The organism is Actinoplanes cyaneus (genome assembly GCF_016862095.1).
GTDB lineage: Bacteria > Actinomycetota > Actinomycetes > Mycobacteriales > Micromonosporaceae > Actinoplanes > Actinoplanes cyaneus.
This window is the reverse complement of record NZ_BOMH01000006.1, coordinates 1-12,418: the sequence shown is the minus strand read 5'-3', so window position 1 is coordinate 12,418 and position 12,418 is coordinate 1. Positions and strand designations below refer to the sequence as shown.

The 12,418-nt window shown below is 70.7% G+C and carries 8 protein-coding genes; 2 read left to right on the top strand and 6 right to left on the bottom strand.

The annotated features are described in order from the left end of the window. Positions 1-536: 536 nt before the first annotated feature. The 6 genes from Acy02nite_RS04000 to Acy02nite_RS03975 form a co-directional block, all read right to left on the bottom strand. Positions 537-1,634, bottom strand: coding sequence for a glycoside hydrolase family 53 protein (locus Acy02nite_RS04000; protein WP_203738411.1), 1,098 nt, complete (start codon positions 1,632-1,634; stop codon positions 537-539). Positions 1,635-1,668: 34 nt separating this feature from the next. Beyond that, positions 1,669-2,742, bottom strand: coding sequence for a glycoside hydrolase family 53 protein (locus Acy02nite_RS03995; protein WP_203738410.1), 1,074 nt, complete (start codon positions 2,740-2,742; stop codon positions 1,669-1,671). Between the two features lie 100 nt (positions 2,743-2,842). Beyond that, a complete protein-coding gene (locus Acy02nite_RS03990) occupies positions 2,843-3,859 on the bottom strand; it encodes a LacI family DNA-binding transcriptional regulator (RefSeq protein ID WP_239174176.1) in 1,017 nt (338 codons plus the stop codon). 17 nt (positions 3,860-3,876) lie between these two features. Further along, positions 3,877-4,704, bottom strand: a complete 828-nt coding sequence (locus Acy02nite_RS03985; RefSeq protein WP_203738409.1) for a carbohydrate ABC transporter permease — start codon at positions 4,702-4,704, stop codon at positions 3,877-3,879. Next, positions 4,701-5,672 (bottom strand): carbohydrate ABC transporter permease, encoded by a 972-nt coding sequence (locus Acy02nite_RS03980; RefSeq protein WP_203738408.1) that lies wholly within the window; start codon positions 5,670-5,672, stop codon positions 4,701-4,703. The genes Acy02nite_RS03985 and Acy02nite_RS03980 overlap by 4 nt, the downstream gene beginning before the upstream one ends. 61 nt (positions 5,673-5,733) lie before the next feature. After that, complete coding sequence (locus Acy02nite_RS03975) at positions 5,734-7,047, bottom strand: ABC transporter substrate-binding protein (RefSeq protein ID WP_203738407.1); 1,314 nt, start codon at positions 7,045-7,047, stop codon at positions 5,734-5,736. A 173-nt stretch (positions 7,048-7,220) separates the two neighbouring features. Here Acy02nite_RS03975 and galT point away from each other — a divergent pair, with 173 nt between their 5' ends. Both galT and Acy02nite_RS03965 read left to right on the top strand, forming a co-directional pair. Then, positions 7,221-10,625, top strand: a complete 3,405-nt coding sequence (gene galT, locus Acy02nite_RS47465; RefSeq protein ID WP_307872271.1) for a galactose-1-phosphate uridylyltransferase — start codon at positions 7,221-7,223, stop codon at positions 10,623-10,625. Positions 10,626-10,893: 268 nt separating this feature from the next. Then, entirely contained in the window at positions 10,894-12,345 is a 1,452-nt protein-coding gene (locus Acy02nite_RS03965; RefSeq protein ID WP_239174174.1) for an FUSC family protein, read from the top strand. Positions 12,346-12,418 lie beyond the last annotated feature (73 nt).

The window sequence follows — 12,418 nt, the reverse complement described above, 5'->3', positions numbered from 1 at the left end:
CCTCTTCAAGCTTGCGCCGGTACGCCGCCCCGCCGCCCGCCCAGCCGCAGGCTCGTGTGCTCGCGGCGCTACGTCGTCCCGCCGGGAGTCCGCGTGCTCGCGCCGGTACGCCGCCCCGCCGCCCGCCCCGCGAAACGTCCGCGACCCCCAGCCCGCACCGGGCCGGTGGCGCGGCGCAAGGTTCCGGCTGGTGTTCATGGGCGTTATGAGGAACGAATAACGCCCATGAACACCAGCCGGAACCGGGAGCGCGGCTGGGCCTCGGGCCGGGATCACCTCGCGGGTCCGCCAGCCGCGAGACTGCTCGAGAGTGCGTCGGCCCGACGACTGTTTGCTGCTCTGACCGTGCCCATCCACGGAGATCGCCCTGGAGGGTTTCGCGTTCTGGGCCGGCCACGGCCCTGCGAAGCCCGCAAGGGTCCCCGCGGGAGCAGCGCAGAAGGACCACAGCGGACATAGGCAATGAATCTCTTGAAGGTAAAAGGAACCGGCCCGGCGTTCGGGGAAACGCCGGGCCGGGTGTTACCGGGGACGGATCAGGCGGTCCATTTCACATACGAGTTGAACTTGCCGGTGGCGTCGAACGTGGCCATGTTGTCCCAGCCGTCGCCGGTGCCGTTGATGTTCGCCGGGTCCCAGCCGTTGCCGGAAATGGCGTACCAGGTCGGTTCCCAGTAGAAGACGCCGATCGCCCCGGCATTGCGGGCGGTGTTCTGGATCCAGGTGAACTCGGTGCCCTGCCCGGCTTTGGTGGCGGGTTGCCCGTCGCAGGTGGTGGTGCCGGGAATCGAGTTCGACTGGCTGTCGGCATTGGCGGTGGTGTACATGTACGCCGTTTCCACCACCACGACCGGCTTGGCATATCTGCTGCGAACGTCTGCGATCACGTTGTACAGGTTCGCGAGCGTCCCGTGCCACATGCAGTAGTAGGAGAGCGCGGTGATGTCCCAGGTGACGCCCTGCGCCTTGATGCCGTCGTAGAACCAGCGCGCGTTCGCGTCACTGTCCGCGTCCGCCGTGTGGATCATGACCTGGGTGCCGCTGTTGCAGGCCTTGGTCGCGTTGTAGCCCTGTTTGAGCAGCGACGCCAGCGGAGTGAAATCGTTGTTGGTGACCTGACCTTTCGGCCACAGCATGCCGACGTTGATCTCGTTGCCGATCTGCACGCTGTCCGGCGTGGTGCCCTGTGCTTTCAGGGCGGTGCACACGTCGTAGGTGTAGTTGTAGACGTCGGTCTGCAGCTGGCTGAGGGAATGCGAGCTCCAGGCCGCCGGCGGGTACTGCTTACCGGGGTCGGCCCAGGTGTCCGAGTAGTGGAAGTCGACGAGCAGTTTCAGCCCTTTGGCCTTGACCGACTTCGCCTGCTGGAGCACCTTCGCCTTGTTGTTGTAACCGCTGGCCGGGTTGTTCCACACGCGCAGCCGCAGGTAGTTCGCGCCGGCGCCCTTGAGAATGTCGTAGGGGTCGGCCTGGGCACCGGCCGCGGTGTAGTACTTGCCGCCCAGATCGAGCGTGCGCTGCAGCGATGAGACATCGGCGCCGAGCATGGTGAGGGAGGCGGCCTGTGCGGGGGCAGGGGTGAGGGCCAGCATCAGAAGGACGGCTCCGATGACGGCCAGGACGGGTTTACGCATTTCGCTCCTTCGGGGACAGGAACGTGCCGGAAATTCAGCGACGCCAGACGATGTACGGGTTGATCCGCCCGCGGTCGTCGAACGTCGCCATGTTCTCCCAGGCGTTGCCGGAGTTCTCGATGTCCTCGGTGTCCCACCCGTTCCCGTCGATCGCGGTCCAGGTCGGCTCCCAGTAGAAGACGCCGAGCGCCCCGGATGCCCGGGCGACATCCTGCACCTGCGAGAACTCGGTCGCCTGGCCTCGCGGCGACGCGGGGATCCCGTCGCACGGCGCGGCCGAGGTGATGATGTTCTCCAGGTGGTCGTAGTTCTCGGTGGTGTACGGGTACGCGGTCTCCGCGATCACCGCGGGCTTGCCGTAACGGTCCTGGACGTCGGTGAGGACGGACGCCAGGTTCGTCAGGTCGCCGTGCCACATGCAGTAGTAGGAGAGCGCCGTGACGTCCCACTTCACGCCCTGCGCGGCGATCCCGTCGTAGAACCAGCGCGCCGCGCCGATGCTCCCGGCGTCCGCGGTGTGGATCATGACCTGGGTACGCGGCGAGCAGGCCTTCGCCGCGTCGTGTCCGGACTTCAGCAGCGCGGCGAGCGGGCCGAAGTCGCTGTCGGTCACCTGACCCACCGGCCACAGCATGCCGGTGTTGATCTCGTTGCCGATCTGCACACTGTCCGGACGGGTCGCCGTGCAGACGTCGTACGTCCAGTCGTAGACGTCCTTCTGCAGTTGTGCGAGGTCGTGACCGGCCCAGGCGGCGGGGATGAACTGCTTGCCCGGGTCGGCCCAGGTGTCCGAGTAGTGGAAGTCGATCAGGACCTTGAGGCCGTGCTTGCGCGCCTCCCGGGCCTGCGCGACGACCTCGGCCTTGTTGTTGTAGCCGCTGGTGGGGTTGTTCCAGATGCGCAGCCGGACGTAGTTGACGCCGGCCTTCTTCAGGATCTCGTAGGGGTCGGCACGGTGGCCGCGGGCGTCGCGGAACGTGGCGCCCAGGTCGAGCGCGCGGGGGAGGGTGGACACATCGGCGCCGCGCATGGTGAGCCCGGAATGGGCCTGAGCGGGCGCGGCCGGGACCAGGAGGAGCCCGGCGGCGATGGCTGCGGCTAACTTCATTGACGCTCCTTTGTGGACAAAAGGGACGCACTTGGTGGTGAGGGCCGATCTCGATGAAAGGGGGACATCAAGATCGACCCCCGTGGGGGCCCGGCAAGGATCAGGCGGGGGAGGAGCTGCGCAGGACGAGGCTGGTCGGCACGGTGATGGAGAGTGGCGTACGGCCGTTGATCACGTCCACGAGGAGCCGGACCATCTCCTCGCTGATCCGTTCCAGCGGATGCCGCACGGTGGTCAGGGGCGGATCGGTGGTCGCCGCCAGCCCCGAGTCGTCGAAGCCGACGACCCGCACGTCGCCCGGCACGTCCCGGCCGGCCTCCCGCAGGACCGGCAGGGTGGCGGCGGCCATCGCGTCCGAGGCGGCGAAGACCGCGTCCACGTCCGGGACCCGTTCGAGCAGCGTGCGCATGCCGGCCGCGCCGCTCTCCCGGCTCCAGTCGCCGTGCACGACGCAGGCCGGGTCGACGGCGAGGCCGTGCGCGTTCAGCGCGTCGGTGTAGCCGCGCAACCTGAACACCCCGCCGAACGTGTCCTGCGGCCCGGTGATCGTGGCGATCCGCCGGCAGCCCGCGGCGAGCAGATGCTCGACGGCGGTCCGCCCGCCGCCCCAGTCGTCGGCGGAGACCGAGCTGATGCTGTCCTCGAATCCGAGCACCTGGCCGCACGCCACGATCGGCATCTCGGCCTTCACCAGTTGCTCCAGCAGCGGGTCGCCGGAGTGCGGGGAGACCAGCAGCACGCCGTCGACGTGGCCGCCGTTGAGGAACGCGATCGTCCGGCTGCGCTCCTCGGGCGTCGACGCGATCATCAGGATCAGGGTCAGCTGCCGGTCGGAGAGGGCCTGCGCCACGCCGCGCAGCAGCACCGAGAAGTTCGGGTCCTCGAAGAGCAGGTGCTGCGGCTCGGTCAGCAGGAACGCGATCGACCCGGAGCGCCCGGTCGCCAGGGACCGGGCGTGCTGGTTCGTCGTGTACCCGGTCCGGGAGATCGCGTCGCGGACCGCGCGCACGGCTTCCGGGCTGACCCAGTCCCGCCCGTTCAGGACCCGCGAGACGGTCGCGTAGGACACCCCGGCCTCGCGAGCGACATCGCGGATCGTTGGGCGTTTACGCGACACGTTCGGGATCATAGTCGTCACGCCTTCACGCCACCGGCGGCCAGGTCGACCTGCCAGTACCGCTGGAGCGTCAGGAACAGCGCGATCAGCGGGACGATCGACACCAGCGCGCCGGTCACCACGGCGGTGTACATCGAGGGCTGGCTGGCGCCCTGGTTCAGCAGGCCGTTCAGCCCCACGGTCAGCGGATAGAGCTTGTCGTTGCCGAGCATGATGTACGGCAGCATGAAGTTGTTCCAGATCGCCACGAACTGGAACAGGAAGACGGTCACGAGGCCGGTGCGCATCATCGGCATGACCACCCGGACGAAGGTGCGCCAGTCGCCGGCGCCGTCGATCCGGGAGGCCTCCAGGATCTCCGACGGCACCGAGGCGGCCGCGAAGATCCGGGCCAGATAGATGCCGTACGGGCTGATGAAGCTCGGCAGCAGCACCGCCCAATAGGTGTTGGTCAGCCCGACCTTGGCCAGCAGCAGGTACTGCGGGATGGCCAGGATGACGCCCGGCACCAGCACGCCGGCCAGGATCACGTTGAAGACGAAGCCCTTGCCCGGGAAGTCGAACTTGGCCAGGGCGTACCCGCTCATCGCCGAGATGAACGTGGAGACGGCAGCTCCCACCCCGGCGTAGAGCGCGGTGTTGAGCATCCACCGCCAGTACAGACCGTCCCGGTAACCGCTCAGGTCGGCCAGGTTGTCGAACAGGTGGGTGCTCGGCGCGAGCGTGAACGTGGAGAACAGCTCGCCGGCGCTCTTGCTCGACGCGATCAGCACCCAGATCACCGGGAGCAGGCAGTACGCCGCCCCCAGCAGCAGCAACGTGGTAGCGATCTTGGAGTTCTTCATGAGTCTTCCTGGTTGAACGCGCGACGGCCGACCAGCTTGAGGAAGCCGAAGGACAGGAGGAACGTCGCCACCGCGATGACCACCGAGGTGGCGGCCGCGGCGTAGATGTCGTTGCGCACGAACGCGTCCCGGTAGACCTTCATCAACGGGGTCCAGGTGAACGAGATCGTGTTGCTGAGCGGCTTGAGCGTCATCGGCTCGGCGAACACCTGCAGCGTGGCGATCAGCGAGAAGACGAACGTCATGATCAGCGACGGCAGCACGATCGGGATCTTGATGCGCCAGGCGATCGCGAACTCGGACGCGCCGTCGATGCGGGCCGACTCGTACAGGCTGGTCGGCACGGCCTTCAGCGCCGTGTAGATGACGATCATGTTGAACCCGGTGCCGCCCCAGACCGCGACGTTCGCGACCGCGTAGAGCACCCACGACGAGGAGAGCAGCTCGGGGGCGGTGATCCCGAACTTCTCCAGGGCGTAGGCGAACGGGCTGACCCGGGGCAGGTAGAGGAAGCCCCAGAGCAGCGAGGCGACCACGGCCGGCACCGCGTACGGCAGGAAGATCGAGATCCGGGCGAAGCTGCTCAGCGCCGGCCGGGTGCGGTTCGCGTCGAGCAGCAGGGCCATCAGCAGCGCCAGCCCGAGCATGGCGGGAACGACGATCAGGCCGTAGCCGAGGATCCGGTAGACGCTGGGCAGCCACTCCGGGTCGGTCATCGAACGGGCGTAGTTGCTCAGCCCGGCCCACACCTCGGTGCGGGACTTCGAGCCCAGGCCGAGGCCGCTGACCTTCACCTTGCGCAGGCTCAGATAGCCGGCGTAGACGATCGGGGCGGCCAGCAGGAGCGTGAACAGCAGCAGGCCGGGGGCGAGGAAGGCGTACGGGACGCCGGCGCGCCGGGTCCGGCGGGCGGGCCTGGCGGCGACCGGCGCGGTGGTGGAACGGGGGAGCGTGGTGGTCAGCGACATCGCCGAAACCTTCCTGGGAGGGCCCGGGCGGAACGCTCTGGGGTGTTCCGCCCGGCGCACGTCATCCGGCGACGGTGAATCCGCTGTTCTTCATGTCGTCGACGGTGGCCTTCTGGATCGTCGCGAGCGACTCGGTGAAGGCGGCCGCCTTCTTCGCCTCGGCGGCCTTGCCGAACGCGTCGTTGAACGCGCTGTACGCGACGTTGACGTTCGGCCCGTACGTGAAGGACTTGGCCTGCTTCCCGGCCTCGGCGGCGATCGTGTAGAAATCGGCCTGGTCGGAGAAGAACGCCGGCGGCGTGGTCAGCGCGCTGCTCGCGTCGTTCGCGGCGGGGTAGACGTTGGCCGTGCCGGCGAGCAGCTTGAGCGCCGCGGGGTCGCTGTTGAGCCAGGTGATGAACTCGGCGGCCTCTTTCGGGTGCTTGCTCTGGCTCGTCACGCTGGTCGCCGAGCCGCCCCAGTTGCCGGTTGCCGGGGCCGCGGTGTCCCACTGCGGCATGGGCGCGGCCTTCCACTTGCCCTTGGTGTCCTTGGCGCTGCCCTCGAGCACGCCCGGCGCCCAGACGGCGGAGACCCAGCCGACCTGCGAGCCGTCGTTGAGCGCGGCGTTCCACTCCGGGGTGTACATCGGCTTGTTGTCGACGGTGCCCTTCTCGACCAGGCCGCCCCAGTACGCGGCCACCTTCTGCGTCGCCGCGTCGTTCACGTTCACGGTCCAGGAGTCGCCGTTCACGCCCCACCAGGACGCGCCGGCCTGCTGCGCGAGCCCGGTGAACAGACCGGCGTCGGTGGCCGAGAACGTGCCGAGGTACTGCTTCGGGTTCGCCTTGTGGATCTTCTCGGCCGCCGCGGCGTAGTCGTCCCAGGTCTTCGGCGCCTGCAACCCGTTCTTCTCGAAGACGTCGGAGCGGTAGAAGAACATCAGCGGGCCGGAGTCCTGCGGGACGCCGTAGAGTGCGTCGCCGCCGAGGGTGACGCTGTTCCAGACGGCGGCCGGGAACTTGTCCTTCAGCGAGCCGGCCTGCTTGGAGATGTCGGCGAGCGCGTCGGCGGAGACCAGAGTGGGGATCTTCTGGTACTCGGCCTGCATCACGTCGGGCGCGCCGCTGCCGGCCTTGATCGCGGTGAGCAGCTTGGTGACGGCCGGGTCGCCGCCGTCCTGCTTGTTGACCGTGACCTGGATGTTCGGGTGGGTCGAGTTCCAGCCCTCGACCACTTTGTCCATGTTCGGCGCCCAGCTCCAGTAGGTCAGCGCGACCTTCTCGGTGCCGGTGGTGCCGCTGTCGGACGAGTCGTCGGAGCTGCTGCACGCGGTGGTCAGGAACAGAGCCGCCGCGGTAAGGGACGCCAGCACAGGGGCGATCTTTTTAGACATTGATCCTCCTTGATAGGCACACCGGGTGAGGGCCGCGGTCGATGCCTGTGACCGGTTACAGTGCTGCTGTTACGAGCATGTGTCAAGACCTTGCCTTCCAGCACTTGATCCTGTGTATCGTTCGGACGTGCCGGGCTGTGACCGGTTACAGTCCTAACGGAAAGAGGGTTCTCGTGCCCCATCAGACGGAGCCGCTCTCCGCGCGCCACCAGCCCTGGGCGACACCCCTGCGACGGCCGCGGATGAGCAACGACGAGGACGCCCGGCCCGGCCTGTCCCTGACGAACCGGTACCTGACCAGGAACGGGACACCGGTCATCCCGGTCTCCGGCGAGATGCACTACAGCCGGGTCCCGCGGCACCGCTGGGCCGAGCGCCTGCGCCAGATGAAGGCCGGCGGCGTCACCGTCGTGGCCAGCTACGTCTTCTGGCTGCACCACTCGCCTGAGCAGGGCGAATACCGCTTCGACGGCAACCTCGACGTCGGCGCTTTCGTCGACCTCGTGGTCGGGACCGGGCTGGACATCGTGCTGCGGATCGGCCCCTGGGTGCACGCCGAGAGCCGCAACGGCGGGTTCCCCGACTGGGTGCAGCACGCCCCCGTGCGGCACCGCACCGACGACCCCGGCTACCTGGCGATGGTCGAGGAGTTCTTCACCGCGGTCGGCGCCGCGGTCGGTGACCGGTTCGACCGGGTGCTGGGCATCCAGATCGAGAACGAGCTCTACACCCAGCCGGAGCACCTGCGCACCCTCAAGCGGATGGCGCGCGAGGCCGGCATGCACGCGCCGATCTGGACCGCCACCGCGTGGGACAGCGCCGAGCTGCCCGAGCAGGAGGTCCTTCCGCTGTACGGCGGGTACGGCGACGGCTTCTGGGTCGACTCCGACGCGCCGTGGGCGCCGAACTTCCGCGACCACTACTTCTTCTCGCACGTCTGGGACGACCCGGGCATCGGGGCCGACGTGCGGCGCGCGCAGAACATCGAGGCGGCCAAGGGCGGCCCGCGCACCCCGTCCGACGAGTTCCCCGCCGCGACCTGCGAGCTCGCCGGGGGGATGGCGACCGCGTACCACCGGCGTCCGCGCCCGTCCGCGCTCGACGTGGCCACCATCGCGCACTGCAAGATCGGCAACGGGTCGGCCTGGCAGGGCTACTACATGTACACCGGCGGCACCAATCCGCCCGGCGACCTGCAGGAGTCGCACGCCACCGGGTACCCGAACGACCTGCCCCGCCTCGGCTACGACTTCCACGCGCCGATCGGCGAGGCCGGCGCGCTCGCCCCCAGTCACGCCGAGCTGCGCCGCCAGCACGCGTTCCTGTCCGCTTTCGGTCACCAGCTCGCCGCGATGCCGTCGAGCCTTCCCGACGTACGGCCGAACGGCGTCGAGGACAGCGAGACGTTGCGCTGGGCACTGCGCAGCGACGGCGCCAGCGGGTTCGTCTTCGTCGCCTGGCACCAGCCGCACTTCCCGCTCGACACCTACCGCGGCGCCCGGTTCCGGCTGGAGCTCGACGGCCGGACGCTGGAGTTCCCGGCCCGGCCGGTGGACATCCCGGCCGGCACCCTCGCCCGCTGGCCGGTCAACCTGACCGCCGGCGGCGTGCGCCTCGCCTGGGCCACCGCCTCCGCGCTCACGCTGCTGCCCGGCGCGGTCCCCACGCTGGTGCTGCTCGCCGAGGCGGGCGTCTCGCCGTCGCTGATGCTGGCCGATTCCGATCAGACGCCCCGGGAGATCGTGCCCGGCTTCCAGCCGATCCGCCTGGAAACCGGCGACGGCAAGCTCGACGTGCTCGTGCTCCCCGCCGAGACCGCGGCCTCGGTCTGGGTCTGCGAGGAGGCCGGCCGCCGGCTTCTCCTCAGCGACGACGAGCTGCAATGGGACGCTTCCGGTCGCATCCTGGTCAAGGCCGCTTCGATTGCTGCCGTACGGGTCTACGACCCGGCCGCCCGTGACTTCACCGACCTGCCGGTCGAGCCGGCGTCCTTCCCGCCGGCCGCCGACGTGCCCGCCGTCGAGCTGCGCGCCGCCACCGCGGTCCCGGCCGAGTACGGCAAGCACGACGGCCGGCCGTCGGCGCCGGGCCGGGACGCGTTCGACGAGCACGCCGCGGTGTGGCGCCTGGAGCTGCCCGCGTGGGCCGCCGACCCCGGCCACGACGCGCTGCTGCTGATCGACTGGGCCGGGGACGCCGGTGAGCTGCGCGTCGACGGCGTCCCCGCCACCGACCGGTTCTGGGACGGCTCCCGCTGGCAGGTCAGCCTGATCGACGCCGGGTACCGTCCGGGCGCCGAGGTGACCCTGCACCTGCTGCCACTGGCCACGGTCTCCCGCGTGTCGGTTCCCGAGGACGCGCGCGACCGGCTCGTCGCGGCCGGCTCCCAGCTGCTGGCGATCGACGCGATCCGGGTCGTCGCGCGCGGCACCACCGCCGAGCCGGAGCACGAGCACCGGGTGCGCAGGACGTCCCGGCGGATGGCGGACGGGCGGGAGATCATCTACTTCGACGACACCGAGCCGTACGTGTCGGGCGCCGCTACCCGGCAGGCGGTGGACACCCGGCCGCTGCCCAGCGCCGAGGAGGTGCTCAAGGGCGGGGCACAGGTGCGCTACGACCCGCTGACCGGCGAATGGGTCGCGATGGCGTCGCACCGCAACGACCGGACGTTCCTGCCACCCGCCGACCAGGACCCGCTCGCCCCGACCGTGCCCGGCGGCTTCCCGACCGAGATCGCCGAGGCCGAGTACGACGTGGTGGTGTTCGAGAACCGCTTCCCGTCGTTCTCGCCGCGCAACGGGGGTTCCGCCGCGTACGTGGACGGCGATCCGCTGTGGCCGGCGCGGCCCGCCGACGGCCGTACCGAGGTGGTGTGTTTCTCCTCGGCCCCGCAGGGGTCGTTCGGCAGCCTGGGCGCCCACCGTGCGCGGACCGTGATCGAGGCGTGGGCCGACCGCACCGCCGAGTTGGGCAGGCAGCCCGGCGTCGAGCACGTGTTCGTGTTCGAGAACCGCGGCAAGGAGATCGGGGTGACCCTGCCCCACCCGCACGGGCAGATCTACGCGTTCCCGTTCGTCCCGCCGAAGGCCGCCCGGATGCTTCAGATGGCCCGCGCCCACCGCGAGCGGACCGGCGGCAACCTGTTCCGCGACATCCTCGACGCCGAGCACCGCGCCGGGACGCGGATCGTCGCCTCGTCGCGGCACTGGACCGCCTACGTCCCGGCCGCCGCCCGCTGGCCGGTCGAGGTGCACCTGGCCCCGCACCGCGACGTGCCGGACCTGCCCGCGGTGACCGGCGCCGAACGTGACGACCTGGCCCGGATCTACCTGGACGTGCTCGGACGTCTCGACCGCTACTTCCCGGGGCCGGAACCGCTGCCCTACATCGCCGGCGTCCACCAGGCGCCGGTGCACGCGGGCCGCGACGAGTTCCGGCTGCACCTGCAGGTGTTCAGCGTGCTGCGCGCGCCGGGCAAGCTGAAGTACCTGGCCGGCGTCGAATCCGCGATGGCCGCCTGGATCAGCGACACCACCCCGGAGCGGATCGCCGCCCGACTGCGCGAGGTCGCCTGACGCGGCGACGGTCGGCGCCCGCTGTCACCGTGCGAGGTCGTGGTGGCGACGGCTGTCACCGTGCGAGGTCGTGGTGGCGCCCGCTGTCACCGTGCGAGGTCCTGGTGGCGAGGCTGTCACCGTGCGAGGTCGCGTGACCGGTCGCGGTGGCGACTGCTGTCACAGTTCCCCGAAACGCTGCGCATCGGCCCTCGCCCGCGGCTAACTTCGGCAACTGGCGCGGCCCGGACCGGACCGGCCCGGGCCCGCCACGTCCCGAAGACCGCCTGTGGAGGGGAGAGCCGTCATCGTGCCGCAGTCGCTCGCCGCCACCGCCATGGCCCCGATCGAGGGCGCCGACCCGCGCGCCGTCGTCGTCGCCGGTCTCGCTCTGTGCGCCGTGGCCGCCGCCCTGCTGCGGCGCACGGTGCGCCCGATCGCCCGGTCGGCCGGCCGGGCCGTGCGGGACCGCCTCGGCCCGCACCTGCCGCCCTGGCTGCGACGCCGGGCCCGGCAGTCCGCGAACCGCCTGGACGCCGGCGCGGCCCGCTCCGCCCTGGTGACCGCGGTGGCCGCCGGGATCGGCTGGGCCGCGGCCGGCACACTGGGCCTGACCGCACCGGTCACCGCCGCGATCTCGGCGGTGCTGTCGGTGCAGCTCAGCTCGCACGCCTCGCTGCGTGAGGGCGCCCAGCGCCTGATCGGCATGCTCGCCGGGATCGCCCTGACCGTGGTGGTGTGGCGGTTGTTCGGCCTCAGTCTCGTGTCGATCGCGGTGATCGCCGGATGCGGGCTGGCCGTCGGCCGGCTCCTGCGGCTCGGTGACGGCGCTGTCGCGGTGCCGGCCACCTCGCTCGGCATCCTGGTCGTCGGCGGCACGGTCACCGAGACGTTCGTGGGCCAGCGCGTCGAGGCGACCGGACTCGGCATCGTCGTCGGCGTGATCCTGTCCCCGCTGGTCGGCGGGATGACCCTGCAGGAACGCGCACGACACGTGCTGGAGCACCTGTCCCACGAGATCGCCGGGTTGCTGGCCGTCCTCGGCGCCGGCGCCCGTGACGGCTACGACAGGGCGCAGGCCGAGCAGTGGCTCGCCCGGTCCCGGGAGCTCAGCGAGGACCTCGACGACGCGGTCGAGGCCGTGCGCGACCTGGTCCAGCAGGCCCGCTGGTCGCTGACCACCTCGGTGAGCCAGGTGGCCCCGCTGCGAGAGACCCTGCACGCCCTGGAACACGGGGTGCACCAGGTCAACTCGGTGGCCCGGTCCATGTTCGACGCCGCCGCCCGGCCGGACGCGGCAGCCGTGCCCGAGCAGATCGGGCAGGTCCTGGACGTCGCCGCCGAGGCGTTCGCGGCGCACGCCGCCCTGGTCGCCGACCCCGGCGCGGACGCCGCAGCCGACGCCGGCCACCTCGACCACCTCGTCGAGCGCCTGCGCGAGACACGCCGGCGGACCATGCGCACGGTGCGCAGCGAGGTCGACGACACCGGCGTGCTCGTGCTGACCGGCTCGATCATCACCGACGTCGACCGGATGGCCGGCTCACTGGAACGCTCCGCGCCGGCCCTGGCCATCGGCGTGGCGACGGTGCCCAAGCCGGAGCCGGTCATCCCGGCGGTGTCCGAGGTCCTGCCGGTGGTCCGCGAGATCTGGGAACGCCGCCGGGTCAAGACCCGGCTGCGGGCCGAGCACCGCCGCCGCCCCCGGCTCACCACGCCGGGCCGCGCCCCGCGCCGCTGACCAGCCGGGCCCAGCCGCCGTCCCGGCTCACCACGCCGGGCCGCCCCCGCGCCGCTGACTGGCCGGGCCCAGC